Source organism: Sphingomonas plantiphila (assembly GCF_046000505.1).
Lineage (GTDB): Bacteria > Pseudomonadota > Alphaproteobacteria > Sphingomonadales > Sphingomonadaceae > Sphingomonas > Sphingomonas plantiphila.
On record NZ_JBELQC010000001.1, the window covers coordinates 71,125 to 97,444 of the forward strand.

The following is a 26,320-nucleotide window of genomic DNA, read 5'->3' on the forward strand; positions in this document are numbered from 1 at the left end:
GCGCATGCGATGGGGCAAAGGCCGTGCGCGGCGGGTGGCGATTGCGAAGCGGCGCGCACGGTGCGATAGGGCCAGGGAACGGATTGGTTCGGCCCTGCGCGGGGCAGTGTTTGTACAAGGGGTAGAACGACGTCGTGACGCGCAAGGCTCTGCTGCTCGCCGGGATCGTGCCGCTCGCGCTGTGCCTGTCGCCGGGCGCGACCGCACGGAGCGCGCAGGACCTTCAGGATCGCGCGGTCGAACCACCCCCGCCGTCCGAAACGCCGCTCCCGGACGACCCCAACCAGATCCAGTTCTCCGCCGATCTCGCCGAATATGATTCGAGCGGCGACGTCGTCACCGTGACCGGCGATGTCCGCATGTTCCGCGACGGCAACCGGCTGCGCGCCGACAAGGTGGTGTGGAACCGCAAGACCGGACAGGTCGTGGCCGAGGGCGATATCGCGGTCACCAACCCGGAGGGTGACACCGCCTACGGCGATCGTATCGAACTGACCGATTCGCTCAAGGACGGCATGATCGACAACATGCTGGTCGTGCTCGAGCAGGGCGGCCGGCTCGCCGCCGAACGCGGCACGCGCGATGATGGCGGCGTGATCCGCGTCGATCGCGCCGCCTATACCCCCTGCGCGGTCGTCGATTCGGGCAATTGCCCCAAGGAACCGTCGTGGAAGATCACCGCGGTGCGCGTCGTCTACGATCCGGTGAAGCAGCGCATCCGCTACACCGGCGCGCGCGTTTCGCTGTTCGGCATCGCGTCCCTGCCGCTGCCGGTCTTTTCGCATTCGGTCGGCACCGAAAATGCCAGCGGCCTGCTCGCGCCGGAGCTGCGCTACGATGCGGTTAACGGGTTCGAGGTCGCACTCCCCTATTATTTCGACCTCGGCCCCAGCAAGGGGCTGACCGTCACCCCCCGCGTCTTCACCGGCGCGCTGCCGATGCTGCAGGCCGAATATCGCCAGCTGTTCGACAAGGGCGCGTTCCGCGTCACCGGATACGGCACCTACAGCCGCCGCAGCGATGACTTCATCTCGCCGACCCCCGGCGTGTCGAGCGAGAATGCGTTTCGCGGCTATATCGACGCCGCCGGGCGGTTCCAGTTCGACCCGAACTGGAGCGCGAGCGGGTCGGTGCGGCTCGCCAGCGACCGCACCTTCCTGCGCCGCTACGATATTTCCAGCGACGACCGGCTGCGCAACAACCTGCGCGTCGAACGGATCGACCGCGATTCCTATTTCTCGATCAACGGCTGGTTCGTCCAGACGCTGCGCCCGACCGAGAATCAGGGGCTTCAACCGGTGGCGCTGCCCGAAATCGACTATCGCCTGCGCTTCGGCCAGAACCTCATCCCGGGCGGCCGGTTCGAGCTCCAGGCAAACAGCCTGGCGATCAGCCGCGGACAGGGACAGGACACGCAGCGCGCCTTCACCTCGCTGCGCTACGACCTGCGCAAGCTGACGGCATGGGGACAGGAGGTCACGCTGACCGCCTATGGTCGCGGCGATCTGTATAACACCCAGGATACGCTCGCGACCACGGTGGCGAGCTATCGCGGGCTCGAGGAGTTTCACGCCCGCGCGATCGGCGCGCTCGCGCTCGACATGAAATGGCCGCTGATCGGCGAGGCGTTCGGCGGCACGCAGCGGATCACGCCGCGCTTCCAGATCGTCGCCGCGCCCAAGCTCGAGAATTTCGACGTGCCGAACGAGGACGCGCGGTCGGTCGATCTGGAGGATTCGAACCTCTTCGCGCTCAATCGCTTCCCCGGATATGACCGGTTCGAGGATTCGACGCGCTTCACCTTCGGCGTCGACTATGCGCTGTATCTGCCGGGTCTTTCGGTCGAGGCGAATGTGGGCCAGAGCTATCGCCTGACCTCCCGCCCCGCCATCCTGCCCGACGGAACCGGGCTCGACGATCGCCTGTCCGACTTTGTCGGGCGCACCGTCGTACGATTCCGCGACTTCGTCGCGTTCACCCACCGCTACCGGCTCGACAAGGACAATCTGGCGATCCGCCGCAACGAGATCGACGCGACAGTCGGGTCGCGCGCCACCTTCGTCACGCTCGGCTATCTGCGGCTCAACCGCAATATCGGGTTCGCGCTGGAAGATCTGCAGGATCGCGAGGAGGCGCGGGTAGGCGCGCGCGTCCAGATTTCGCGTTTCTGGTCCGCCTTCGGTTCCGCCGTGGTCGATCTCACCGACAAGGAAGAGGATCCGACCTCGCTCGCCGACGGGTTCGAACCCATCCGCCACCGCCTGGGGGTGGAATATGAGGATGACTGCCTGCGGATCGGACTGACCTGGAAGCGGGATTATCGCACGACCGGCGACGCGCGGCGCGGCAGTTCCTACCTGTTCACGCTGGCTCTCAAGAATTTGGGGCGCTAAACGCGATCGCGCGTGGACTGGTACCCGCGATAAAATCATGTAAGCCCCAGTTCAGGCACAATTGACGATTAGACGGCGTCCGTTCGCAGAATCGGATTCGTTTCAGGCACAGGTGAAGATGACCTCGAAAGTCGCGCGTTTCGGCCGTTACTCGGCTCTTTTTCTCGGTATCGCAGCAAGCACCGCGATCGGCGCCCAGACGGTGCCCGACAGCGAAGTGCCGTCGACCGCCAATCTCAACCTGCCGCAGAATTTGCAGTTGTTTGCGAAAGCTGACCCCAATATCCGCAAGCCGACGGCGATCGTGAACGGCTATGTCATCACGCGCACCGATATCGAGCATCGCGTCAATCTGTTCATGGCGCTCAATCAGCTCAAGCTGACCCCGGCCGAGCAGGATCAGCTGCGCCTTCAGGTGCTGCGCCTGCTGACCGACGAGACGATCCAGATCCAGCAGGCCAAGGCGAAGGATGTCACCATCCCCGCCGAGCAGATCGAGCGCAGCTTCATCGGCATCGCGCGGCGCTATGGCCGCTCGCCGGACGAGATGCGCGCCTGGTTGCGCGACATCGGCTCGTCGGAGCGTTCGTTCAAGCGCCAGATTGAGGGTGAACTGGCGTGGCAGAGCCTGATCCGCCGCACAATCAACCCGTTCGTCAATGTCGGCGAAGAGGAAGTCAACGCGATCATCGCGCGCCTCGAGGCTGCCAAGGGCACCGAGGAATTCCAGCTGCGCGAGATCTATATCTCGGCAACGCCCGAACGCGCGGGCGAGGTGTTCCAGGGCATGCAGCAGATGATCCAGCAGATGCAGCAGGGTCGTCCGTTCGAATATTTCGCGCAGTTCTCCGAAGCCACGACGCGTGCGCAGGGCGGCGATCTCGGCTGGGTGCGCGCCGAAATGCTGCCGGCCCCGCTCGCGCAGGCGACGCAGCAGATGCAGGTCGGTCAGGTGGCCGGACCGGTCGAGGTTCCGGGCGGCTTCTCGATCCTGTATCTGGTCGACAAGCGCCAGGTGCTGATGTCCGATCCGCGCGACGCTCAGCTCAGCCTGCGTCAGATCACCGTCAAATTTCCCAAGGGGATCACCGAAGCGCAGGCGCAGGCGCGGGTCGCCGAATTCGCCGGAGTGCTGAAATCGACCAATGGCTGCGGCGCGGTGGGCAAGGCCGCCGAAACGCTGGGCGCCGAAGTGGTCGACAATGACTCGGTTCGCGCCCGCGATCTTCCGCCCCAGCTTCAGGACATCGTTCTGGGCCTTCAGGTCGGACAGGCCACGCCCCCGTTCGGATCGCAGACCGAGGGTGTGCGCGCGCTGGTACTGTGCGGACGCGACGAGGCGCAGGCATCGAACCAGCCGTCGGGCGAGGCGATCCGCAACGAGATCGAGGAGCGCCGCACCAATCTGCGTGCCCAGCGCCTGCTGCGCGATCTGCGCCGCGACGCGATCATCGAGTATCGCTGAGCCGTGAGCGGCGCCCTGCGCCCGCTCGCGGTCGCGATGGGCGATCCCGCCGGGATCGGACCCGAGATCATTGCCAAGGCATGGGCGGCGCGCGCGCTGCACACGCTCGCGCCCTTCTTCGCGGTCGGCGAACCGACGGCGGTCGCGAAGGTGTGGGACGGCCCGATCGCGCGGATCGGCAGCCCGGATGAGGCGGCACGCGCGTTCGATACGGCGCTGCCGGTGCTCACCGTTGCCTGTACCGAAGAGGTAAATCCCGGAACGCCGGACGTCGCGGGTGCGCGCTGCGCGCTCGACAGTCTTGAGCTTGCCACCGGGCTGACGCGATCGGGTGCGGCGGGCGCGCTGGTCACGGGCCCCGTGTCGAAGGCTCAGCTCTATCGCATCGGGTTCACCCATCCGGGCCAGACCGAGTTCGTCGCCGAACGCTGCGGCATCGCCCATGCCAACGCCGTGATGATGCTCGCCGGCCCCACGCTGCGCGTCGTCCCGGTGACGACGCATATCCCGCTGATCGAGGTGGCGCCGTCGCTCAGCGTCGAGCTGGTCCTGGCCAAGGCGCGGGCGACGGCGCGCGGGCTCGCCCGCAATTTCGGCATCGCAGCGCCGCGGCTCGCCTTTGCGGGTCTCAACCCCCATGCGGGCGAGGGCGGCGCGATCGGCCATGAGGAAATCGACATACTGGTGCCCGCGATCGCGCAACTGCGCGCCGAGGGGATCGACGCGACCGGCCCGTTCGCGGCCGACACGATGTTCCACGCCCGCGCCCGCGCCACCTACGACGCCGCGATCTGCCTCTATCACGATCAGGCGCTGGTGCCGCTCAAGACGCTGCATTTCGACGAGGGCGTCAATCTGACGCTTGGCCTGCCGATCGTGCGCACTTCGCCGGATCATGGCACGGCATTCGGCATCGCGGGGACCGATCAGGCGGAACCCGGCGCGATGATCGCGGCGATCCGCATGGCCGCGCAGGCCGCCGAACACCGCGCCGTCTACGACGCAGCCGCCGCGTGAGCCCCCTCCCCCCGCTGCGTGAGGTCATCCGCAGACATGGCCTGTCGGCCAGCAAGGCGCTGGGCCAGAATTTCCTGTTCGATTCGCAGTTGCTCGACCGGATCGCGCGCGTCCCCGGCGATCTGAACGGTCAGGAGGTGTTCGAGGTGGGCCCCGGCCCCGGCGGCCTGACCCGCGCGCTGCTCGGAGCGGGCGCGCAGGTGACCGCAGTCGAGCGCGATCGGCGCTGCATCCCCGCGCTGGAGGAACTGGGCGAGGCCTTTCCCGGCCAGCTGCGCGTGATCGAGGGCGATGCGCTGGAGGTCGACGCTCCCGCGCTGTTCGCCACCAAGCCGCACATCGCATCCAACCTCCCCTATAATGTCGGCACGGCCCTGCTGGTCGGCTGGCTGTCGGCGGACTGGCAACCGTGGTGGGCGAGCCTCACCTTGATGTTCCAGAAGGAAGTCGCCGAGCGCATCGTCGCCGCGCCCGGAACCGACCATTACGGCCGCCTCGCCGTGCTCGCCCAATGGCGCAGCGCCGCGCGGATCGCGATGCCGGTCCATCGCAGCGCCTTCACCCCACCGCCCAAGGTGATGTCGGCCGTGGTCCATATCGTCCCGACCGATGAGCCGCCGGGCGTGCAATTCCGCGTCCTCGAAAAGCTGACCGCCGCCGCCTTCGGCCAGCGACGCAAGATGCTGCGCCAGAGCCTGAAGGGCGTCCCGGGCGCGGTGGAGGCCGCCGAAGCGCTCGGGATCGATCCGACCCGCCGCGCGGAGACGGTCAGCGTCGCCGAATTTGTCGATCTGGCGCGCGCATTGTCCTAAGCCGAGTGCACCCGGACTAAAGCTCCAGGCCGGGTCGGGCTTCTCGCGGAGGCGCTATGGTTTTCGTCAGCATCACCCGGTTGCGCATCCGCGCGTGGCGCTTCATGCCCGGCTTTACGGTCGACGCGCTTCGCACGCGCGCGCAGGTCAGCCGTGCCGAGGGCTTCCTGACCGGATCGCTCCTGCCCGATCGCCAACGCACCTTCTGGACGATGACGCTGTGGCGGAGCCAAGCGGACATGCGCAACTACATCACCAGCGGATCGCACCTTAAGGCGATGCCCAGGCTGATGAACTGGTGCGACGAGGCCAGCATCGTCCACTGGGAGCAGGAAGATGCGGTAGCGCCCGACTGGACCGAGGCCGACCGCCGCATGCGCGCCGAGGGCCGGCCGTCCAAACTCCGCCACCCCTCAGCCCGACATCTCGACCTGAGCTATGCCGCGCCGCGAACGGACCGGGCGGCCCCGATCGTCCCCCGGTACCCGCCCGCGCGGCGCGCCTAGTTCTTCTTTTCCTCGGCCTTGGGCGGAACGACCTGCGCCGTGGCGGTCGCGGGCGGGCCCTTGGCGATCGCGGCGGCAAGCTGGGTCGCGTCGGCACACGTACCGCACAGCGTCTTCACGCGCGCCAGATTCTCCTTGGCGCGTTCAACCGCGCCCTTCTGCACCATCGCCTCGCCCTGGCCGCGCAACGCGACGAGGTCGTTGGGCTCCAGCGTCAGCGCCTCGCGATAGAAGCGGATCGCCTTGCCGGGCAGTCCCTGCGCACGCGCGATCTCGGCGAGCACGATATAGGCCTGGCGGTTGCGCGGATCGACCGCCAGCGCGCTCTCCACCAGCCCGTTGGCGTCGGCAAGATTGCCTGCACCGCGCGCAGCCTTGCCCTTTTCGAGCAGCGCGATCGAGCGCGCATCGATCTGGTCGTCCGCCCGCTGGCCATAGAGCGAGGTCGAAACGCTGAGCAGGGCGAGTGCGGCTGCGGCCGACACCAACGTGATACGCATGACGGTCTCCAACTTCGGAACGGGCATGGCTATCACGCGCGCACCAGCCGCGCGACAAAAAACCCGTCGGTTGCATCGTTGAGCGGGGTGAGGCGCATGCCCGGTCCATGCGGCGTGCCCAGGGGAAGCGCAAGCGGCTCGACACGAAACGCCGGGTTGCGCGCGAGAAAGGCATCGACCTGCCCTGCTCCTTCCGCATCGAGCAGCGAGCAGACGATATGCACCAGCGCTCCCCCCGGCCGCACCAGCCCCGCCGCGACGTCGAGCAGCCGCGCCTGCGTCTCGACCAGTCGGGCGAGCCGCGCCGGGGTGAGCCGCCAGCGCGCCTCGGGATTGCGGCGCCAGGTGCCGGTCCCTGAACAGGGCGCATCGATCAGCACGAGATCGGCGTTGTCACTCCAGTCGGCGAGCGCATCCGCCTCCGCTCCGGGGTTGAGCAGGCGCGTCTCGACGATCGCCACGCCGGCCCGCCGCGCACGCGGTTCGAGCCGCGAGAGCCGCGGACGATCGGTATCGGTGGCAAGGATCTCGCCGCGTTCGTCCATTCCGGCAGCGAGCGCGAGCGTCTTGCCACCGCCCCCGGCGCACAGGTCGACCACGCGCATGCCCGGCTGCGCGGCGGCGGCGAGCGTCACCGCCTGACTGCCCGCGTCCTGCACCTCGACCGCGCCGGCGGCATAGGGCTCGCTCGCCTCGAGCCTGGTGTCGGGCGGCAGGCGCAGGGCGAGTGCCAGTCCGGGGGTCGGCTGCGCGTCCGGGAACGCGTCCTGGATCATCGCCACGGAAGCCTTGGCGGGGTTGACCCGGATATCGAGCGACGCCCGCCCGAGCAGCGCCGCCGCCTGATCGCCATCGACGCCCGAAGCGGCCAGCGCATCGATCAGCCAGGCGGGCGCGACACCCCCGGTCGCCACTGGTTCGCCGAAAGCGATCGGCGCAGGCCCATAGGACGAGCCGTCGAAGCTTTCCGCCACTGCCGGGTCGTCAGCCGCGACTGCCAGCATCGCCGCCCGCCCGGACTGCGGCACCTCGCCACAGCGCCGGATCGCCTCATAGATCAGCGCGCGGATGGCGCGGCGATCCTTCGACCCGGCATAGCGCCGCGCCGCCATCGCGCGCGCGATCAGCACGTCCGCCGACGCACCCCCCTCCCGCGCGGCGGCGATGATGGCATCCAGCAGTTCGATGGCAGTTTGGGTGCGCGCGGCGGGGGTCATGCGGCTCCCTTATGGGACGGACACGGGTTCGGCGAGGCTTGCCGGAAAGGCCCGCAGGATCGCAGGCGCAAGCTTCGCCGCAAGCGCCGCGGGCGCGTCAGCCTTGGTTCCCTCCGCCTGCGCGGTCAGCGCACTTCCGCGCCACACCGGCTGCAGGTCCGCGCGCGCGACCAGCTCGATCGTCAGCTGCGTCACGATCAGCCCGCGCAACTGGCGCTTGTCGGAGGGCAAGGTGACGCCGAACGCACCGCCCCAATTGCCGACGCTGCCGCGCGCGCCCTGCTCCGGCCCGTTCGAGGCGACCGCACCGCGTGCCGCGCGGGTGATCGCGAAGCGCGCGATATAACGCCCGCGCGCCTGACCCGGCAGCGCGGTGAAGCGGGCGTCGAGCAGCGCCTGTTCGATCGCATCGGCGAACACGCTGCGGACCGGTGCGGGGGCGGCGTCACCCTCCGCCGCCTCGACCGTCACGGTCCCTGGGGTGAGCGCGGGGGCTTCGTCTTGCGCCGCTGCCGGGGTCGCTACCATCATCGCCAGTGCCGCAATCCACATCGTCCGCTTCCTTTTCGTTACCCTTATTCGACCGACACGGTCCGCAGCTCATAGATGATCTTGATCCGCACCCACTCACCGACCTGATACTGGCCGCGCAACCGGGGCGGGCGGACGCGGAATTGCCAGGCAGCGGCGAGCACCGCGCGGCCGATCTGCGCCCCGTCGGGATATTCGTCGAGCAACGCGCAATTGTCGACGCGAAACTCCGCCACGGTGCGGCACGCGATCAGCGCCCAGCCGGGGGGACGTGCGGTCGACAGATAGCCGCGCAACTCGCTGTCATAGGGCTCGCGAAACCAGCTTGCGGCATAGAGCGGCTCGCCATTGGGCCCGCGTCCCTCGACCCGGCGGCTGTCGCGCGGATCGGCGGGCGGTGCGGCGGGACCATAGGCGCGCCGTGCCGGGGCGGGCGCTCCGGACGCGCGCGGCAGCGTCGCGATATCGGGCATGCCGCCCAGCGGGATATCGAGCATCGCCGGCGGCTGGGGCGCCGGGGGAAGCGGCGCTGCGGGCGGCGCCGCTTCGGGTTCGGGACGCGGCGGCACGGGGTCGGCGCGCTCGGTCGGCGCCGGCGGCGCCGATTCGGTATCCTCGGGGTCCGGGTCGGGAACCGGGTCGGGCGTGACCCCGAACACCGCCATCGGCACGGTCTCCTCGGGCGGAGCGAGCAGCTTCGGCGCGATCGAGAGCAGGACGAGGCCCAGCGCCAGTTCCACCGCGATCGCCAGCGCCACCGCCAGCGCACGGTCGCCAAAACGCGCGCGCAGCCGCTGTTTCAGCGGGCGCGGGTCGTGGTTCGGTTCGGGATGCTCGGCGCTCGACAAGGCGGGGCTGCAATGCCGCGCCATTGCGTCGAAATCATGTCGGGGCGCGGTTCACGCGTTCGCCGGTACCGCCTCCGCCAGCGCGCGGCGCAAGTCGCCCTGGGTGAACGGCTTGGCGAGCCGCTTGATCCGTGCAGACACGTCGGCGGGCGTCTCGCCATAGCCGGTCGCGAGGATGATCGGCAGATCGGGTCGCAGCGCGCGCGCATGTTCGACCAGCTGGCTGCCGGTCATCCCGGGCATCGCCTGATCGGTGATGAGCAGCCCGATCTCGCCATGCGTCTGCAACTGCGTCAGCGCTGCCGCGCCCGAATCCGCTTCGAACACCTGATGCCCGAGATCGACGAGCAGGGCGGCCGTGTTCGTCAGGACCAGCGGATCGTCGTCCACGACCAATATCGTGAGCGCGCGCGCACCCTCCTCCGGCTCGGCTTCGGTGGGCGTGGCTGCCGGGCGGCTTCCCTCGGCCGCAAGCGGGAGCCAGATATGCGCGCGTGTCCCCACCCCGGGCGAGCTCTCGATCTCCAGCGCGCCGCCGTTCTGCTGCGCGAAACCATGGATCATCGACAGGCCCAGGCCCGTCCCCTTGCCCACGCCCTTTGTCGTAAAGAAGGGTTCGGTCGCCCGCGCGAGCGTCCCCTGATCCATGCCGACGCCCGCGTCGCATACGCTCAGCCGGACATAGCTTCCCGGCGCCAGGTCGCCGCGCGCACCGTCGACCGTCCGCTGTGCCGCCTCGATCGTGATCGCTCCGCCCTCGGGCATCGCATCGCGTGCGTTTACGACCAGGTTGAGCAGCGCCATTTCGAGCTGGTTGGTGTCCGCGGAAACCGCCGCGAGATCGTCGGGAAACTGGGTTTCGATCTGCCAGGACGGCCCGATCGTGCGCTGCAGCAGTCCCGTCATGTCGGCCACCAGCGCGGCGACATCGACCCGCTCGGTCTTGAGTTGCTGGCGCCGCGCAAAGGCAAGCATGCGCTGCGTCAATGCGGCGCCCCGCTCTGCCGCCTGCATCGAATTGTCGATCAGGCGCGCGATCTGCGGATCGTCCGGCACGCGTTTCTTCAGCAGCGTAAGGCCGCTCATGATCGCCATCAGCAGGTTGTTGAAATCATGCGCGACGCCGCCCGTCAGCTGGCCGATCGCCTCGATCTTCTGTGACTGGAACAGCGCCTCGCGCGCAGTTTCCAGCTCGCGCTGCGTCTCTTCGCGCTCGGTCACGTCGCGCGTGATCTTGGCGAAACCGATCAGTCGGCCGTCATCGTCGCGGATCGCGTCGATCACCACGCTGGCGCGGAACCGGGTCCCATCCTTGCGCACCCTCCACCCCTCGGCCGCAAAGCGCCCGTCGCGACGCGCCGTTTCGAGCGCGCGTTGCGGATCGCCCCGTCCGCGCTCCTCGTCCGGATAGAAGGTGGAGAAATGCTGCCCGATGATCTCGTCGGGCGAATAGCCCTTGATCCTTTCCGCTCCGGCATTCCAGCTCGATACCACGCCGGCGCTGTCGAGCATGTAGATCGCATAGTCGCTAACGCCCTGCACCAGCAGGCCAAACTGCCTCTGGCTCTGCTGCAGCGCGGCTGCGCGCTCGATCACGCGCCGTTCGAGGTCCGCGTTGAGCTCGCGCAGCTGAGCGGCGGCGTGACGCAGCTCGGCTTCGGCCGCAGTGCGCTCGACATGCGCCCAGCTGCGGTCGGTCACCTCGCGGATCAGCGCGATTTCCTCCGGCGTCCACACATGCGGCTCGCGATGATGCGCCGCCATCAACGCCGTCAGCCGTCCGTCCTTGACCAACGGGATGCACACGGTCGCGCTGATCCCGATTGCCTGGAACGTCGCCGCCTCGTGCGGCGCCAGTTCGGCCAGATTATCGTCGATGATCAGCGGCCGCGCGGCGCTAAGCTCCTGCACAGCCAGCGCTCCGAAATCGGCGAGCTTGTAGCGGCCGACGATCGATGGCGATCCTTCGCGCGCCCAGTCGCCGCGGATCGTGAACCCGTCCTCGTCCGGGTCCATGACGGCATAGGCGCAGTTGGACGCGCCCAATTGGGCGGCGAGCATGCGGGTGGTGACCTCCAGCACCTCGGCGGGGTCGGTACTGCGCGCAGTCTCGATCGACAGCGAATCGAGGAAGCGCAGCCGTGCCTCGCTTTCGCGCAGCGCCTGGTTGGCGCGGACCGTGTCGGTCGTTTCGACGACCACCGCGAGCACCCCGGCAGGCGCGCCTGCGCCGTCGTAGACGGGGGAGTAGTCGAGATCGAGCCAGCACTCCTCGAACGCGCCCGTTCGATTGAGGATCAGCTTGTGATTGCGGTAGGCCAGCGTGCCTCCGGCCAGCCCCACCCGCATCACATTGGCGTTGAAGTCGGCGACTTCGGGCCACGCCTCCAGCACTTTCATGCCCAGCAACCCGGGATGCCGGTCGCCCGCGAACACCGAATAGCCGTCATTGTAGATCAGGTTGCCGTCCTCGCCCCACAGCATCACGATCGGAACCGGGCAGTGGATCAGGAAGGCGACGATGGCGCGCAGGCTGGGCGACCAGCCTTCGATCGGGCCGACCCGCGTCGCCCCCCAGTCGAACGTCGCGATGCGCCGCCCCATCTCACCCCCATCGCTGAGGAAGGCTGGCACTTCCAACGTACTCGCCATATTACGGTTCATTAGCCCCCTGAAAGCTACCCATGCGCGCTACGGCGCATGGCCGAACGCACAAGCGTAACGATCGCTCCCAGCGGCGGATAGATTTTTGAGTCGTCGGGTGCGGTTCAGCGCGTGGGGTAGTTGGGCGCCTCGCGCGTGATCGTCACGTCATGCACATGGCTTTCGCGCAGGCCGGCATTAGTGATGCGAACGAACCGGCCCTTCTTCTGCAGGTCGGGAATCGTCGCCGCGCCGGTATAGCCCATCGCCGCCTTGACGCCTCCGACCAGCTGATGGATCACGTCCTTGGCCGGTCCCTTGAACGCCACCTGCCCCTCGATCCCCTCGGGGACGAGCTTCAATTGATCCTTGATATCGCCCTGGAAATACCGATCGGCCGAACCCCGGCCCATCGCGCCGACACTTCCCATGCCACGATAGGATTTATACGCGCGCCCCTGATAAAGGAACGTCTCGCCCGGCGCTTCCTCGGTCCCGGCGAGCAGCGATCCGACCATGCAGGTCGAGGCACCCGCCGCGAGCGCCTTGGCGATGTCGCCCGAGGTCCGCAGACCCCCGTCGGCAATCACCGGCACGTCCGACTTGGCGGCCTCGTTGGCGGCGTCCATCACCGCCGTCAGCTGCGGCACGCCGACGCCCGCGACGACGCGGGTGGTGCAGATCGATCCGGGGCCGATCCCGACCTTCACCCCATCCGCGCCCGCGTCGATCAGCGCGCGGGTGGCGGCGGCGGTGGCGACGTTGCCGGCGACGACCTGAACGCGGTTCGACAGCTTCTTCACCCGCTCGACCGCGCGCGCGACGTCCTTGTTATGGCCGTGCGCAGTGTCGATCACGATCAGGTCGACCTCGGCATCGACCAGCGCCTCGGTGCGCTCGAACCCCTTGTCCCCCACCGTGGTCGCGGCGGCGACGCACAGGCGGCCCGCGCCGTCTTTGGTCGCGTCAGGGTAGGTCACGGCCTTCTCGATATCCTTGACGGTGATCAGGCCGACGCAGCGATACTGGTCGTCCACCACCAGCAGCTTCTCGATCCGCCGCTGGTGCAGTAACCGCCGCGCTTCTTCCTGGCCCACGCCGATCGACACCGTCGCGAGATTGTCGTGCGTCATCAGCTCGCTGACCGGCTGCCCCGGATTTTCGGCAAACCGCACGTCGCGGTTGGTGAGGATGCCGACCAGCTTGCCGCTCTGCTCGGTGATCGGGATCCCGCTGATCTTGTGCCGCGCCATCAGCGCCTGCGCCTCGGCGAGCGTACCGGTCGGCGCCATCGTGATCGGATTGACGACCATGCCGCTCTCGAAGCGTTTGACCTGGCGCACCGCCTCGATCTGCTCGTCGATCTCGAGATTGCGGTGGAGCACGCCGATGCCGCCCAGCTGCGCCATGACGATCGCCATGTCCGCCTCGGTCACCGTATCCATCGCCGAAGAGAGGATCGGGATGTTGAGCTTGAGCGACCGCGTCACATAGGTGCTGGTGTCGGCCATGCTCGGCAGCACCTCGCTCTCGCCCGGATAGAGCAGAACGTCGTCGAAGGTGAGACCGAGAGGGATATCCATGAACCGGGCCAATGTCCTTGAGTCGAGAATTGGCGGCCCATGTAACGACGCTTTGAGACGGACGCTAGGGGGCTCCCCGCTCCACCCGAGCCACCAAGCCGGTTCATTCCCGATCGACTGGCGATTGACTTGCCGTGCGCCTGCAATAGCGTGGCACCACGATCGAACGGAGGGGGCTATGTCACACAGCGAAAAGGATTTTCAGTCTGTCCCGGCGCATCTCGTCATCGCGCCGGAAACCGAAGGGGCGCCGCTGGCGGTGGAGGACATCCGCCTGCTGGTGAAGGGCCAGGGCACGATCGGGTTCGCGATCGCCGAAAAGTCGGGCTTTTTCGTATCGGTGCGCAACGATGGCTGGGGGGCCCCCGAGTTTCGCTGGGAAATCGGATTCGGCGGCGTTTCGCTGAGCGAGCATCGCGACGGCGAATGGCACGCGCTGAACCTGATTGCCAGGCCGGACAGCGGCCTCGATCCCGACCCGGACTGCCTTTACTGGTTCAGCTTCGACGCGAACAACCGCGCGCTGCGCTATGGCAAGGGCGAGATGCGCCTGGGCTGCGAACTCGCGCGGCATGAGCTCGCCAAGCCGCAAAAGGACCAGCCCGATCTCTATGCCTGGCTGAAAGAGGCGCAGACGGTCGCGGTGAGCGCGACGATCCGCGACGAGGTTGATCTGTGGCGCGACCCGGTGACCATCGAACCGCCGATGGTGGTGATCCCCCACGACCGCATCACCATGGAGGACATCGCCCACGGCAAGGTCACCGTCCCCGCGAACCTCACCCCGACCTGCCAGATCCTCTACGACAATGTCGCCGGTGAGAATTTCCGGCTCGACACGCCCGACTTCCCGCAGTTCGCGCAAGCGATCAAGGAGAGCATCGCCGACCCCGATGGCTGGTGCCACAGGACGCTGGTCGACAAGGCGAACGAGTTCGGCAAGCCCGACCTCAACCGCACCTATCTGCGGATCACGCTGGGGCAGAATCAGGGCGATTCACCCGGCGTGCCCTTCGTCATGGAGATCTGGCCGGTCGGCCATTATTCGCCGATCCACGACCATGGCGGCGCCGATGCGGTGATCAAGGTGTTCCACGGCGAGATCACCGCCGATCTCTATCCGATGCTCTCGCACCATCATCGCGAACCGTTCGGAAGCGCGACCTTCGTCAAGGGCGACGTGACCTGGATCTCGCCGCGCCTCAATCAGGTCCACCGGCTGATCAACCGTGGCAAGGAAGAGCCGTGCATCACCATCCAATGCTATATGTATGCCGAGACCAACACCACGCACTGGCCCTATTTCGATTATCTCGAGGACAATGCGATCGGCCTGTTCGCACCCAATTCCGACGCCGACTTCCTGGAGTTCAAGGCGCGGATGAAGTCCGAATGGGACAAGCGCCACCCCTGACTCCGACGGCGTGGGCGGAGGTCAGCCGCCCGCCCGCGCCAGCAGCGCCTTGGCGCGGTCGACGTGCATCTCCTCGATCATCGCGTCCTTGTGCCGTTCGGCGCCGCCCGTGAACGCCGCGACCAGCGTGCGGGCATCGTCGAGCTCGGCCTCGGTCGGATCGAAGGACGCGCGGGCGATGTCGATCTGGTTGGGGTGGATCAGGCTCTTTCCGTCGAAGCCCAGCAGACGGCCCTCGGCGCATTCCGCGGCAAGGCCGTCGGGATCGTCGAGGCGGTTGAACACGCCGTCGAGCACCCACAGCTCGCGCGCCCGCGCAGCCAGCACCACCAGCTGCAACGACAGCGCCATCTGCGCGCGACCCGCAGCGGCCGGCAGCTTCAGCGACGCCGCCAGATCGTTCGTCCCGACGATCAGCCCCGCCACCTCGACGCCCCAGCCGGTCGCGCTCGCGATCGGACCGACATTCATCACCCCCGCCGCGGTCTCGATCATCGCCAGCACCGGCCGGTCGGCATAGAGCGCGGCATGCGTAATCGTGTCGGGCGTCTCGACCTTGGGCACGATCACATGCGTCGCGCGCGATTTCTTGACCGCCTTCAGGTCGGCCTTCCAGTGATCGCTGTCCTTGGCGTTGACGCGGACGCCGAACGGGCGATCGCCGAACCCCTCGACCGCCCTCACCGCCTCGCGCGCACGCTCCTTGTCCTCCGCCTTCACCGCATCCTCGAGGTCGAGGATCACCATGTCAGCCTTCAACTCTTTCGCCTTCTCGATCGCGCGTTCATTGGACGCGGGCAGAAACAGCGCGGTGCGCGGCGGGGCGTAAATCGCTTTGCTCATGCCGCCTCTATGCTAGGATCGGCGCGTTGTGGGAAGCAGTGGCAGCCCGCTCCCCCACCCGGCCACCCAACGCCAGTATCCTTTGGGTGGCCGGGTGGGGGAGCGGGCTGGCGCCGAACCGGATCAAGCCATGCTTGATCCGACAGACAGAACGGGGACGCGGAATGGAACTCACGATCGGCACCTTTTTCGTCCTGATGCTGCTGGTGCTGATGTACCTGTTCGCCAGCATCAAGATAGTGCGACAGGGCTATCATTACACGATCGAGCATTTCGGCCGCTTCACCACCGTCGCGACGCCGGGGTTCAATCTCTACCCCGCCTTTTTCTACCGCGTCGGCCGCCGCGTGAACATGATGGAGCAGGTCATCGACATTCCGGGGCAGGAGATCATCACCAAGGACAATGCGATGATCTCGACCGACGGGGTCGTGTTCTTCCAGGTGCTGGAGGCGCCCAAGGCCGCCTATGAGGTCAGCGACCTGTATGTCGCGCTGCTCAACCTCGTCACCACCAATCTGCGCACCGTGATGGGATCGATGGACCTCGACGAAACGCTGTCGAAGCGTGACGAGATCAATGCGCGGCTGCTCAACGTCGTCGATCACGCGACCACCCCCTGGGGCGTCAAGATCACGCGCGTGGAGATCAAGGACATCCGCCCGCCCGCCGATATCGTCAACGCGATGGCGCGGCAGATGAAGGCCGAGCGTGAGAAGCGCGCAAACATCCTCGAGGCCGAGGGCAGCCGCGCGTCGGAGATCCTGCGCGCCGAAGGCCAGAAGCAGGCCCGCATCCTCGAGGCCGAGGGCCGCAAGGAATCCGCGTTCCGCGACGCCGAGGCGCGTGAGCGCGCCGCCGAGGCCGAGGCGAAGGCGACCGAGCTGGTCAGCCAGGCGGTCGAAGGCGGTTCGGCCGCGTCGCTCAACTATTTCATCGCGCAGAAATATGTCGAAGCGGTCGGCAAGTTCGCGACGAGTCCCAACGCGAAGACGATCCTGTTCCCGGTCGAGGCGACCCAGTTGATCGGCACGCTGGGCGGGATCGGTGAGCTGGCCAAGGACGCGCTGGGCAAGATCGAACCGCCTGCCGCCCCGCCGGACAAGCCGACCCGCATGCGCCAGTCGCCGTTGGCCAATCCGGAGGAGTGATGGACTGGGTGTCCGAACAGGCCGGATTTATCTGGCTGATCATCGCCGCGCTGTTCGCGATCTGCGAGCTGCTGATCCCGGGCGTCTATCTGACCTTCCTCGCACTCGGCGCGGCGGCGACGGGCATTCTCGCGCTGATCTTCCCGGAGCTGGGCGCGATCGGCCAGTTCATCAGCTTCGCCGCCTGGTCGACGGTCGCGGTGCTGATCGGCAAGCGCTGGTATGGGGCCAATCCGGTCCCGAGCAGCGACCCCGATCTCAACAACCGCGCCGCGCGGATGATCGGACAGAGCGTGACCGTGGTCGAAGCGATCGTCGGCGGAACCGGCCGCGTCCGCGTCGGCGACGGCGAATGGCCGGCCGAGGGCCCCGACCTCGCCCCGGGCGAAAAGGCACGGATCGTCGCGGTGCGCGGGGGCGCGGTAGTCGTCGATCGCATCCGGACCATCTCGGAAACCCCCACGACATGAAGGCCCATTTTGCGATTCCCGCGCTCGCCCTGGCGATCAGCGCCTGCTCGACCGCGCCCGATCCGGATAATGGTGCGCAGGATGTGCCCGCGCCTGTGGCCACACCAGTCGTGTCCGAGCCGGCACCCGCGCCGAGCGCGACGCCCGCTCCGGTCGCTCTCGCAGAGCCCGTCGCCAGTGTGCAGAGCGGGAAGCGCGCCAAATGCGCGATCTCGCACGGCGGATATGACGACGACGGCAACCCGACCAAAGGCGATTCCTATGAGGGGCCGTGCCTGTTCAAATCGGAAAAGGGCGGCCATTTCACTGTCTCGCGCGAAGGCGATGAGCCCTTCTGGACGGGCGACGATCCGGTGACCACGGTCAGCGTCGGGGTGAGCGGCGAAAATGCGCAAGTGACCGGCATGACCAAGGACGGTATGACACGCTGGGGCTATGCCAAGCGCCTCGCAAGCGACCGCGCCTGCTGGTCGGGCGATGAATTCACCGTCTGCGCATGGTGAACCGGCGCGGGTAATTGCCCGATCACTCCCACCGGCTTTCGCCCCGCCGTCGCACGCCCTCGGTCCGCCGCACCGCCTGTCACATTCGGCTTGAACCGCGCTCGCAAAAAGAACATACAGCGAACAATGGCAAAGCTTAGTCGCCTCGAAAAATTGGAGATTCTCGCCGACGCGGCGAAATATGACGCCTCGTGCGCCTCAAGCGGCGCGCAGAAGCGCAATTCGCGCGACGGGGCGAAGGGCGGCATCGGATCGACCACTGCGATCGGCATTTGTCACAGCTATGCGCCCGATGGTCGCTGCATTTCGCTGCTCAAGATCCTGATGACGAACATGTGCATGTTCGAATGCACCTATTGCATCAATCGCTCGTCATCGAACGTCCGCCGCGCGGCGTTTACCGTCGACGAGGTGGTCGACCTCACGCTCGATTTCTACAAGCGCAACTATATCGAAGGGCTGTTTCTGTCGTCGGGCATCATCCGTAGCCCGGACTATACGATGGAACAGATCGTCGAGGTCGCCCGGCGCCTGCGGGAGGATCACGACTTCCGCGGCTACATCCATCTCAAGACGATTCCGGAGGGCGATCCCGACCTGATCGCCCAGGCTGGACGCTATGCCGACCGGCTGTCGATCAACATCGAATTGCCGAGCGACGCGGGCATTCGCGATCTCGCGCCGGAAAAGGATGGCGGCCGCATCCGCCGAACGATGGGCGATCTGGGCAAGCGGATCAGCACGGCCAAGGCGGAGCGCAAGGAATCGCGCAAGGCGCCGGTTTTCGCCCCTGCCGGCCAGAGCACGCAGATGATCGTCGGCGCCGACGACAGCAGCGACGAGACGGTGCTGAACACCAGCGCGCAGCTTTATGGACGGTTTGGCCTTCGCCGCGTCTATTATTCCGCGTTTTCGCCCATCCCCGATGCGAGCCGCACGCTTCCCGCGCAGCCGCCGCCGCTGATGCGCGAGCACAGGCTGTACCAGTCGGACTGGCTGCTACGCTTCTACGGCTTTTCGGTCGGCGAGATCGCCGCGACCATGCAGGACGGGCGGCTCCCGCTCGACATGGACCCCAAGCTCGCCTGGGCGATGCAGCGCCGCGACCTGTTCCCGGTGGACGTCAACCGCGCGCCGCGCGAAAGCCTGTTGCGCGTTCCTGGGCTCGGTGCGCGCGTGGTCGATCGGCTGATCGCGGCACGGCGGCACCAGCGGCTGGCGCTCGCCGATGTCGGTCGGCTGTGTCAGTCGCTGCGCAAGATCCGGCCGTTCATCGTCGCCGCCGATTGGCGCCCCACCGCGTTGCTCGACCGGGCGGATCTCAAGCAGCGCCTGATCCCGCCGCCGCGCCCGGCGCAGCTGTCGCTGTTCGAGGCATGAGGCGCATCGATGCATGTCGCACGACTCGAGGCTGAGGATGATTTCGCCGGGTGGCGCGATGCTGCGCGGCGGTTTCTGAATGCCGCGGTCCCGCCCGCACAGATCGCATGGCGGGTCGACGGCGACGGGTCGGGCGACCTGTTCCCGTCGTCTCCGATTCCCTGTTCCGACACCGAATCCCAGGTCCGGGTTCCGCGCGCGCTATTGAGTCTCCTGCGGGTCGCGCTGCTCCACCACGATCCCGGCCGGTTCGCGCTGGCCTATCGCCTGCTGTGGCGGCTGCGCACCACACCGACGCTGCACGCCAACCCCGCCGACCGCGACATGATCGCGATCAACGCCATGGCAAAGTCGGTGCGGCGAGACATGCACAAGATGCATGCCTTTGTCCGCTTCCGCAAAATCGGCTCAGCCGGGGGACGCGAACAATTCGCGGCATGGTTCGAACCCGAACATCACATCACCCGCGCCGTCGCTGGATTTTTCCGCGATCGCTTCGCGGGGATGGACTGGATCATCGTCACGCCCGAGGCGACGATCGCATGGGACGGCGCCGCGTTGACGACCGGCCCCGGCGGCACGCGCGCGGACGTGCCCGACAGCGATACGATCGAGGACGAATGGCGCGCCTATTATTCCAGCATCTTCAACCCCGCTCGGGTTAAGGTGGCGGCGATGAAAAAGGAGATGCCGGTCAAATACTGGCGCAACCTTCCCGAGGCGATGCTGTTTCAACCGCTGCTACGGGCAGCAGGCGCAAGGGTCGAGGCGATGGTGAAGCGAGCGCGGGACGAAGATCGACTGCCGATTGCGGAAGAGAGCGCACCGGCGGGCCGGTTCGAGACGCTCGCTGCGCTCAATGCGGCGATCGTGCGCGACGATGTCCCCCCATCACCCGACTTTTCCGACCGGATCGTGGTCGGCGAAGGCCCCGCTTCGGCGCGGCTGATGTTCGTCGGCGAGCAGCCCGGCGATGTCGAGGATGTGGAAGGCCGCCCCTTTGTCGGGCCGGCCGGCCAATTGCTCGACCGATGCCTGTCTACGGCCGGGGTCGATCGCTCCGGCGCCTATCTCACCAATGCGGTGAAGCGGTTCAAATTCAGCGAGCGCGGCAAGCGGCGGCTGCACCAGACGCCCAACGCCGGCGACATCGCCCATTATCGCTGGTGGCTGGACGAGGAAATCCGGCTGGTCGATCCCGCGGTCGTCGTCGCGCTCGGTGCCACCGCGGTCCACGCGCTGACCGGACGCAAGCAGGCGCTCGCCCCGCTGCGCGACGGTCCGCTCCCGCTCGGCGAGCGGCGAATGATCGTCACAGTCCACCCCAGCTTTCTGCTGCGCCTCCCCGACGAACAGGCGCGCGGGATCGAACGCGAACGCTTCGTGCGCGATCTGGCGGCGGCGCGGCAGCTGGCCGAGGAGTGGGGGGTGACGCCCCCCGGCCTTGCCGCTACCGTTACGCACGCAACCATTCCTCCAGCGTAATCCGGAGACCGCATGACCACTCGCCGCCAGTTTCTCAGCAGCACCGCCAGCCTCGCCGCATTGCCCGCGCTCCCCGCCTGCGCCCGCCCGGCCGCCCCGTCGGCGGACGCGGCGGCGGGCAAGTTGCTCGATGCGACCGCTGAACAACTGCTGGCGAACACGCCCGAGGCCGCGACCTCGCTCGGTATCGACAAGGGCGAGCGCGCGCATCTGCGCTCAATGGTCGAGGATCGCAGCATCGCCGGCCGCAAGCGCGTCGCGGACGGCCTGCGTGCCCGCGTCGCACAGTTCGATGCGCTCGACCGCGACGCGCTGTCGCCGGTGATGCGGACCAATGTCGACGCGGTCCGCACCGCGTTCCAGATCGGCCTCGACGGCATGGCCTTCCCCTATGGCGACGTTGCCGTCGGCGGATGGCGCAACGCGCCCTATGTCGTCGTCCAGAATGTCGGCGCCTATCTCGACATGCCGCGCTTCCTCGACAACGAGCACAAGGTCGAGAGCGCCGCGGATGCGGCAAGCTGGCTGTCGCGGCTCGACGGCTGGGCGGGGCAGATCGACGGCGAAACCGAACGGCTCAAGGTCGCATACGACAAGGGCGTGATCGCGCCCGACTTCCTGCTCGACAAATGTTTGAAGCAGATCGCGCTGACGCGCGGCACCGATGCCGACAAATGGGAACTGATCGAGAATTTCACCGCCAAGAAGCCGGTCAGCGGCAGCCAGGCGGCCGAGGCGGCGAAGATCGCCGCGGGCAAGGTCGCCCCCGCGCTCGACCGCCAGATCGCGGAACTCAAGCGCCACCGCGCCAAGGCGACCTCCGACGCCGGCGTGTGGAAATTCCCCGACGGCGATGCCTATTATGCCTGGGCACTGCGCGCAGGCACGACCACGACGATGACCCCCGACGAGGTCCACCGCACCGGGCAGGAGGAGCTGAAGGCGCTCCAGTCCGAAATGGACGGCATCCTGCGCAAGCTCGGCTACAGCCAAGGCACGGTCGGCGCGCGCATGACCGCGCTCGGCAAGGACGAGAAATATCTCTACCCGAATACCGACGAGGGCCGCCGCGAAATCCTCGCCTTCATGACCAAGACGATCCAGGACATGCGCGCCAAGATGCCGCAGGCGTTCCACACACTGGTCAAGGGCAATGTCGAGGTGAAGCGCCTCCCGCTCGCGGAGGAGCCCGGCGCGCCGGGCGCCTATGGCGGCGCGGGATCGATCGACGGCACCGTGCCGGGGCGCGTCTGGCTCAACCTGCGCACCACGCATCTCCACACCCGCTACAGCCTGCCCACGCTCGCCTATCATGAGGGCATCCCGGGTCATGCGTGGCAGGGCGAATATACCTTCAAGCTCCCGCTGGTGCGCTCACTGCTTTCGTTCAACGCCTATACCGAAGGCTGGGCGCTGTACGCCGAGCAGCTCGGCGCGGAACTCGGCGCCTATGACGACGATCCCGTCGGCCGGCTCGGCTATCTCCAGAGCCTCGCCTTTCGCGCCTGCCGCCTCGTCGTCGATACCGGCCTGCACGCCAAGCGCTGGACGCGCGCGCAGGCGATCGACTGGTTCGCGACCGCCAACGGTTCGTCGGTCGACGAGGTCACCGGCGAGGTGGACCGCTATTGCAGCTGGCCGGGCCAGGCATGCGGCTACAAGCTCGGCCATACCGAGATCAACACGCTGCGCACCAAGGCGAAGACCGCGCTCGGCGACGCCTATGACTTCCGCGCGTTCAACGACGCGGTCGTGATGGGCGGCAGCGTGCCGCTGACCGTGCTCGAAAGCGTGATCGACCGGCATATTGCCGAACGAAAGGTGTGATCGCGGTCTGAAGTTATCGCGCCGCCGCGGCACGCAGGACCGGGGCGGCGGCGATCGGCGCGTTAGTCCGCCGGATTTCCCTCGGGAATAGTCCCCGCCCCGCCGCTCGCGCCCTCCTCGCCCGATGGCGCGGGGGCAGGCGGTTCGGCGGGATCGGCCCAGCCGGGCCGCCCGATCTCCATGCGGCCACGCGGCAGCGCTTCGGGCATGTCGTCGCGGATGAATGCCAGCATCGCCTCGCGCAGGTCGCAGCGCAGATCATAGGTGGTCGGCGCATCCTTGGCGGTGGCCAGCACACGGACTTCGATCGCGTCCGGCTTGGTGTCGGTCACCTGCAGGACATAGCCGCGCCCGTCCCAGCGCGGATTGGCGCGCACCACTTCCTCGAACTTGGCGCGCAGCCGCGGGATGTCCGCCGTGGGGTCGAGCCAGAAGAACGCCGAGCCCAGAAGATGGCTGGTCGATCGCGTCCAGTTCTGAAAACTCTCCTCCAGGAACTTCGATACGGGCACCACAAGTCGCCGTTCGTCCCAGATCGCCACGACGACATAGGTCAGGCGAATCTCCTCGATCTTCCCCCATTCGCCGTCGATGATCACCACGTCGTCGATCCGGATCGGCTCGGTGAACGCCATCTGCACGCCGGCGATGATATTCTTGAGCGCGGGTTGTGCCGCCGCGCCGACCGCCAGCCCGACCAGCCCGGCCGACGCCATTAGCGTGACCCCGACCGACCGTACGCTGGGGATCGACAGCAGCATCAGGCAGACCGTGACGAAGCCGACCACGAATACCGCGATGCGCGTGAGGATCGCGCTCCGCGTACGGCGACGGCGCGCCCGCAGATTGTCGGCGACGCTGATGTCGGCAGAGAGTTCGACCGCTTTGCCGCCGGCACGGATCAAGTTGATCGCGAGCCAGCCGAGCAGCAGGGGCACGATCATTCCAGCTGCCTGCCCCCAGAGCGTCCTGGCGCCATCGTCCAGATGGAGCAACGGCCGTACCGAAGCGAGCGCAAGCGCGACGAGAATCCAGCGCACGGGCCGCGCCGCCGCCTCGACGAAGACGTCGTCGACGGACTCCGGCGTCCGTCCCGCAATCTTTCGCGCAACCCCCATCGCGATCGAGTGCAGGCCAAGCGCAAGCAATACGGCGACGACGACCGTCAGCCCGTCGGCCAGCTGTACCGGGACATCCCAGCTGCGAGGCAAAATCTGCTGCATTGCAACATAATGTCTCCGCGCCGGTGCGGTTCCATTTGTCGCGTTTCCCCTGACCCGCACCGCTTCACATGAGCGAGCCGGCGATCGTTCAGGCTCCCATGCGCCGGGCGTCCAAAGCGGCGATCAGTATCCCGCGTCGAGATCGACGACGTTCGTCATCGGCGTTCCCGCAACGAAAGCCTCCGCATTCTTCAGAAACAACGCGGCGGCGCGCATGAACATCTTCGTCTGCGAGCGCCCGGACAAATGCATCGAATGCAGGACATTGGGCGCGGTCCACAGCGGATGGTCGGCGGGCAGTGGCTCGGGAGCGACGACATCGAGGAACGCGCCCGCAATCTGTCGTCCCTCCAGCGCCGCGATCAGCGCATCTTGATCGATCATGTCACCGCGCGCGATGTTGATCAGCCAGGCGCCCGGCTTCATCGCCGCCAGCTCCGTCGCCCCGATCATCGCACTGGTGGCATCGGTCGAGGGGGCGGCCAGCACGACCCAGTCGAACGTGCCGATCCGGTCCCGCCACTGGTCCGGCGAAAGCGTGTCATCGCGACCCGATCGGGTGACGCCGGTCACCGCGACGCCGAACGCCGCCAGTCGCTCGCCGATCATTCGGCCGATCGTGCCATATCCGATGATCAGCGCACGCGTTTCGAACAGCTCGACCCTGCCCGGCGCGGCGGTCGGCCATTCGCGTCGGTCGGCGCTGCGCACCACCTCATCGTATCGCTTGGCGGCTGCCAGCATTCCCATGACCGCATATTCGGCGACCGCGATGGCGTTGATCCCGCTTCCGTTGGTCAGGATCGTGCCGCGCGCCTTGAGCAGCGCGGTGTCGAACGCGTCGATCCCGGCATAGACGGTCGAAAGCCATTTGAGCCGCGCACCCGCGGCGGCGACCTCACTGGTCCAGCCGGGGCGGTTCATGTCGACCCAGCCGACATCGGCGTCGGTGATCATAGCCAACGCTTCCTCGCGACTGGTAAACCAGTGCGCATCGATTTCGGCGGGCAGACCGGCTTCGATCAGCGGCCGGGCGAGTGCGGGAAGGACTGCCTTCATAGGTCGACCTTCCAGTCCCAGCCGAGCGGGTCGCCGTCCATCACCTCGACCCCGGCGCCGAGCAATTCATCGCGGATCGCGTCGGATCGTGCGAAGTCCTTGGCGGCGCGGGCCTCCCTGCGCTGGGCAAGGCGCGTTTCGATCTCGGCCTCGGTCACCTGCGCATCGGCGGGGCGCACGCGCAGGTCGGCGCGGCTGAGGTCGAGCAGGTTGAGACCGAGCGCGGTGTCGAACTGTGTAAGCGTCATCAGCCGGGCTTCCTGCCCCAGCTGCTTGTCGGCGAGCAGCTCCTCGAGCACGGGCAACGCCTTAGGCGTGTTGAGATCGTCGGACATGGCCGCGTCGAGCCGCTCGAGATAGCCCGCGGCGTTACCGCCGCCCTTGCCCTCCGCCTCGCGAAACTTCTCCGCCGCGAGGACCAGCCGGCGCAGGCGCACCAGCGCCGCGAGCAGGTTGTCCGCGCTGAACTCGAGTTCGCTGCGATAATGCGCGCTGAGGCACATCAGACGATAGGCAAGCGGGTGCACGCCCTTCGCCACCAGCGCGTCGAGCGTGGCGATGCCGCCCTTCGATTTCGACATCTTCCCGCCGCGATCGACCAGGAAGTTGTTGTGCATCCAGATCTTTGCACCGCTGTCGCCGCAGCGGCAATGCGCCTGGTTCTGCGCGATCTCGTTGACATGGTGGATCTCGCGATGGTCGATCCCGCCGGTGTGGATGTCGAACGGCAGACCGAGCAGCTCCGCGCTCATCACCGAACATTCGAGGTGCCAGCCCGGCGCGCCGCGGCCCCATGGCGAGTCCCACTCCATCTGCCGCGTCTCGCCCGGCGGGGTGGTGCGCCAAATCGCGAAGTCCTGCGGATGGCGCTTGCCCTCGACGCTCTCGATCCGGCCCTCGCCGGCATCGTCCTGCCCGCCGGACAGCTTGCCGTAATCGGGCACTGTCGTGCTGTCGAAATAGAGCCCGCTGTCGAGCTGGTAGCAGTTGGTCTCGGCGAACCCCTTGGCGAAATCGATCATCTTGGCGACATAGTCCGTCGCCAGCGGCATATGATCGGGGGTGCGGATGTTGAGGTCGCGCAGGTTGCGGCGGAACACGTCCGCGTAATGGCGCGAAATGTCCCACGCGCTCTGCCCGCGCCGCTTCGCCGCCGCCTCCATCTTGTCCTCCCCCGCATCGGCGTCCGAGGTCAGATGCCCGACATCGGTAATGTTGAGGACATGGGTGAGCGGATATCCCTTCCAGCGCAGTACGCGGCTGAGCGTGTCGGTGAACACATAGGCGCGCAGGTTGCCGAGATGCGGGTCGCTATAGACCGTCGGTCCGCAGGAATAGACGCGCACGCCCTTGGCGGGGTCGATCGGCGCGAACGCCTCGGTCGCGCGGGTGAGGCTGTTGTAGAGCGTGAGAGGTGCGCCGGTCATGCCAGCGCAATAGCGCGGCAGCA

General features: G+C 67.4%; 22 protein-coding genes. 12 read left to right on the top strand and 10 right to left on the bottom strand.

The window, feature by feature from the left end; genetic code table 11:
- The first annotated feature begins 134 nt into the window (after nucleotides 1-134).
- The 5 genes from ABS767_RS00335 (at nucleotide 135) to ABS767_RS00355 (ending at nucleotide 6,193) form a co-directional block, all read left to right on the top strand.
- Nucleotides 135-2,393, top strand: coding sequence for an LPS-assembly protein LptD (locus ABS767_RS00335; protein WP_408076375.1), 2,259 nt, complete (start codon nucleotides 135-137; stop codon nucleotides 2,391-2,393).
- A gap of 118 nt (nucleotides 2,394-2,511) precedes the next feature.
- On the top strand, nucleotides 2,512-3,858 hold the full coding sequence (locus ABS767_RS00340) for a peptidylprolyl isomerase (protein WP_408076376.1): 1,347 nt from the start codon (nucleotides 2,512-2,514) through the stop codon (nucleotides 3,856-3,858).
- A gap of 36 nt (nucleotides 3,859-3,894) precedes the next feature.
- Entirely contained in the window at nucleotides 3,895-4,875 is a 981-nt protein-coding gene (gene pdxA / locus ABS767_RS00345) for a 4-hydroxythreonine-4-phosphate dehydrogenase PdxA (protein ID WP_408078623.1), read from the top strand.
- Nucleotides 4,872-5,687, top strand: a complete 816-nt coding sequence (rsmA, locus tag ABS767_RS00350) for a 16S rRNA (adenine(1518)-N(6)/adenine(1519)-N(6))-dimethyltransferase RsmA (protein WP_408076377.1) — start codon at nucleotides 4,872-4,874, stop codon at nucleotides 5,685-5,687. The genes pdxA and rsmA overlap by 4 nt, the downstream gene beginning before the upstream one ends.
- Before the next feature lie 56 nt (nucleotides 5,688-5,743).
- Nucleotides 5,744-6,193 (top strand): DUF3291 domain-containing protein, encoded by a 450-nt coding sequence (locus ABS767_RS00355; protein WP_408076378.1) that lies wholly within the window; start codon nucleotides 5,744-5,746, stop codon nucleotides 6,191-6,193.
- Here ABS767_RS00355 and ABS767_RS00360 read toward each other — a convergent pair.
- From ABS767_RS00360 to guaB, 6 genes are all read right to left on the bottom strand, one after another.
- A complete protein-coding gene (locus tag ABS767_RS00360) occupies nucleotides 6,190-6,693 on the bottom strand; it encodes a tetratricopeptide repeat protein (protein ID WP_408076379.1) in 504 nt (167 codons plus the stop codon). The genes ABS767_RS00355 and ABS767_RS00360 overlap by 4 nt on opposite strands.
- 32 nt (nucleotides 6,694-6,725) lie before the next feature.
- Nucleotides 6,726-7,910: an RsmB/NOP family class I SAM-dependent RNA methyltransferase gene (locus ABS767_RS00365; protein ID WP_408076380.1), complete on the bottom strand. Its 1,185-nt coding sequence runs from the start codon at nucleotides 7,908-7,910 to the stop codon at nucleotides 6,726-6,728.
- Nucleotides 7,911-7,919: 9 nt separating this feature from the next.
- Nucleotides 7,920-8,462, bottom strand: coding sequence for a hypothetical protein (locus tag ABS767_RS00370; protein ID WP_408076381.1), 543 nt, complete (start codon nucleotides 8,460-8,462; stop codon nucleotides 7,920-7,922).
- Between the two features lie 23 nt (nucleotides 8,463-8,485).
- On the bottom strand, nucleotides 8,486-9,289 hold the full coding sequence (locus ABS767_RS00375) for a hypothetical protein (RefSeq protein WP_408076382.1): 804 nt from the start codon (nucleotides 9,287-9,289) through the stop codon (nucleotides 8,486-8,488).
- A 51-nt stretch (nucleotides 9,290-9,340) separates the two neighbouring features.
- Nucleotides 9,341-11,941 (bottom strand): GAF domain-containing hybrid sensor histidine kinase/response regulator, encoded by a 2,601-nt coding sequence (locus tag ABS767_RS00380; protein ID WP_408076383.1) that lies wholly within the window; start codon nucleotides 11,939-11,941, stop codon nucleotides 9,341-9,343.
- Nucleotides 11,942-12,057: 116 nt separating this feature from the next.
- Nucleotides 12,058-13,515, bottom strand: a complete 1,458-nt coding sequence (gene guaB, locus ABS767_RS00385) for an IMP dehydrogenase (protein WP_408076384.1) — start codon at nucleotides 13,513-13,515, stop codon at nucleotides 12,058-12,060.
- A gap of 178 nt (nucleotides 13,516-13,693) precedes the next feature.
- On the opposite strand from guaB, the gene ABS767_RS00390 reads away from it, so the two are divergent.
- Nucleotides 13,694-14,929: a cysteine dioxygenase gene (locus ABS767_RS00390; RefSeq protein WP_408076385.1), complete on the top strand. Its 1,236-nt coding sequence runs from the start codon at nucleotides 13,694-13,696 to the stop codon at nucleotides 14,927-14,929.
- A gap of 21 nt (nucleotides 14,930-14,950) precedes the next feature.
- Here the strand turns inward: ABS767_RS00390 and ABS767_RS00395 are convergent, their stop codons facing one another.
- The gene (locus ABS767_RS00395) at nucleotides 14,951-15,772 is read right to left on the bottom strand and encodes an HpcH/HpaI aldolase/citrate lyase family protein (protein WP_408076386.1); all 822 of its coding nucleotides are present in this window, start codon (nucleotides 15,770-15,772) and stop codon (nucleotides 14,951-14,953) included.
- Between the two features lie 164 nt (nucleotides 15,773-15,936).
- Here ABS767_RS00395 and ABS767_RS00400 point away from each other — a divergent pair, with 164 nt between their 5' ends.
- The 6 genes from ABS767_RS00400 to ABS767_RS00425 all read left to right on the top strand — a co-directional run bounded on the left by ABS767_RS00400 (nucleotide 15,937) and on the right by ABS767_RS00425 (nucleotide 22,588).
- Complete coding sequence (locus ABS767_RS00400; protein ID WP_408076387.1) at nucleotides 15,937-16,923, top strand: SPFH domain-containing protein; 987 nt, start codon at nucleotides 15,937-15,939, stop codon at nucleotides 16,921-16,923.
- On the top strand, nucleotides 16,923-17,393 hold the full coding sequence (locus ABS767_RS00405; RefSeq protein WP_408076388.1) for an NfeD family protein: 471 nt from the start codon (nucleotides 16,923-16,925) through the stop codon (nucleotides 17,391-17,393). Before ABS767_RS00400 ends, ABS767_RS00405 begins: the two co-directional genes overlap by 1 nt.
- Nucleotides 17,390-17,896: a hypothetical protein gene (locus ABS767_RS00410; protein ID WP_408076389.1), complete on the top strand. Its 507-nt coding sequence runs from the start codon at nucleotides 17,390-17,392 to the stop codon at nucleotides 17,894-17,896. The genes ABS767_RS00405 and ABS767_RS00410 overlap by 4 nt, the downstream gene beginning before the upstream one ends.
- A 126-nt stretch (nucleotides 17,897-18,022) precedes the next feature.
- A complete protein-coding gene (locus ABS767_RS00415) occupies nucleotides 18,023-19,276 on the top strand; it encodes a putative DNA modification/repair radical SAM protein (protein WP_408076390.1) in 1,254 nt (417 codons plus the stop codon).
- A 9-nt stretch (nucleotides 19,277-19,285) separates the two neighbouring features.
- Nucleotides 19,286-20,761, top strand: a complete 1,476-nt coding sequence (locus ABS767_RS00420; protein WP_408076391.1) for a UdgX family uracil-DNA binding protein — start codon at nucleotides 19,286-19,288, stop codon at nucleotides 20,759-20,761.
- Nucleotides 20,762-20,773: 12 nt separating this feature from the next.
- The gene (locus ABS767_RS00425) at nucleotides 20,774-22,588 is read left to right on the top strand and encodes a DUF885 domain-containing protein (protein WP_408076392.1); all 1,815 of its coding nucleotides are present in this window, start codon (nucleotides 20,774-20,776) and stop codon (nucleotides 22,586-22,588) included.
- A 62-nt stretch (nucleotides 22,589-22,650) separates the two neighbouring features.
- Here the strand turns inward: ABS767_RS00425 and ABS767_RS00430 are convergent, their stop codons facing one another.
- From ABS767_RS00430 to cysS, 3 genes are all read right to left on the bottom strand, one after another.
- Nucleotides 22,651-23,811: a mechanosensitive ion channel family protein gene (locus ABS767_RS00430; RefSeq protein WP_408076393.1), complete on the bottom strand. Its 1,161-nt coding sequence runs from the start codon at nucleotides 23,809-23,811 to the stop codon at nucleotides 22,651-22,653.
- Nucleotides 23,812-23,934: 123 nt separating this feature from the next.
- Entirely contained in the window at nucleotides 23,935-24,870 is a 936-nt protein-coding gene (locus ABS767_RS00435) for a D-2-hydroxyacid dehydrogenase (RefSeq protein ID WP_408076394.1), read from the bottom strand.
- Nucleotides 24,867-26,297, bottom strand: a complete 1,431-nt coding sequence (cysS, locus tag ABS767_RS00440) for a cysteine--tRNA ligase (protein ID WP_408076395.1) — start codon at nucleotides 26,295-26,297, stop codon at nucleotides 24,867-24,869. The genes ABS767_RS00435 and cysS overlap by 4 nt, the downstream gene beginning before the upstream one ends.
- Nucleotides 26,298-26,320 lie beyond the last annotated feature (23 nt).

Coding starts and splice junctions, on each gene's coding strand:
- ABS767_RS00395 (WP_408076386.1), bottom strand. CDS start 15,772: ATGAGCAAAGCGATTTACGCCCCGCCGCGCACCGCGCTGTTTCTGCCC.
- ABS767_RS00360 (WP_408076379.1), bottom strand. CDS start 6,693: ATGCGTATCACGTTGGTGTCGGCCGCAGCCGCACTCGCCCTGCTCAGC.
- ABS767_RS00370 (WP_408076381.1), bottom strand. CDS start 8,462: ATGTGGATTGCGGCACTGGCGATGATGGTAGCGACCCCGGCAGCGGCG.
- ABS767_RS00420 (WP_408076391.1), top strand. CDS start 19,286: ATGCATGTCGCACGACTCGAGGCTGAGGATGATTTCGCCGGGTGGCGC.
- ABS767_RS00415 (WP_408076390.1), top strand. CDS start 18,023: ATGGCAAAGCTTAGTCGCCTCGAAAAATTGGAGATTCTCGCCGACGCG.
- pdxA (WP_408078623.1), top strand. CDS start 3,895: ATGGGCGATCCCGCCGGGATCGGACCCGAGATCATTGCCAAGGCATGG.
- ABS767_RS00425 (WP_408076392.1), top strand. CDS start 20,774: ATGACCACTCGCCGCCAGTTTCTCAGCAGCACCGCCAGCCTCGCCGCA.
- guaB (WP_408076384.1), bottom strand. CDS start 13,515: ATGGATATCCCTCTCGGTCTCACCTTCGACGACGTTCTGCTCTATCCG.
- cysS (WP_408076395.1), bottom strand. CDS start 26,297: ATGACCGGCGCACCTCTCACGCTCTACAACAGCCTCACCCGCGCGACC.
- ABS767_RS00410 (WP_408076389.1), top strand. CDS start 17,390: ATGAAGGCCCATTTTGCGATTCCCGCGCTCGCCCTGGCGATCAGCGCC.
- ABS767_RS00355 (WP_408076378.1), top strand. CDS start 5,744: ATGGTTTTCGTCAGCATCACCCGGTTGCGCATCCGCGCGTGGCGCTTC.
- ABS767_RS00430 (WP_408076393.1), bottom strand. CDS start 23,811: ATGCAGCAGATTTTGCCTCGCAGCTGGGATGTCCCGGTACAGCTGGCC.
- ABS767_RS00390 (WP_408076385.1), top strand. CDS start 13,694: ATGTCACACAGCGAAAAGGATTTTCAGTCTGTCCCGGCGCATCTCGTC.
- ABS767_RS00400 (WP_408076387.1), top strand. CDS start 15,937: ATGGAACTCACGATCGGCACCTTTTTCGTCCTGATGCTGCTGGTGCTG.
- ABS767_RS00365 (WP_408076380.1), bottom strand. CDS start 7,910: ATGACCCCCGCCGCGCGCACCCAAACTGCCATCGAACTGCTGGATGCC.
- ABS767_RS00405 (WP_408076388.1), top strand. CDS start 16,923: ATGGACTGGGTGTCCGAACAGGCCGGATTTATCTGGCTGATCATCGCC.
- ABS767_RS00380 (WP_408076383.1), bottom strand. CDS start 11,941: ATGGCGAGTACGTTGGAAGTGCCAGCCTTCCTCAGCGATGGGGGTGAG.
- ABS767_RS00340 (WP_408076376.1), top strand. CDS start 2,512: ATGACCTCGAAAGTCGCGCGTTTCGGCCGTTACTCGGCTCTTTTTCTC.
- ABS767_RS00435 (WP_408076394.1), bottom strand. CDS start 24,870: ATGAAGGCAGTCCTTCCCGCACTCGCCCGGCCGCTGATCGAAGCCGGT.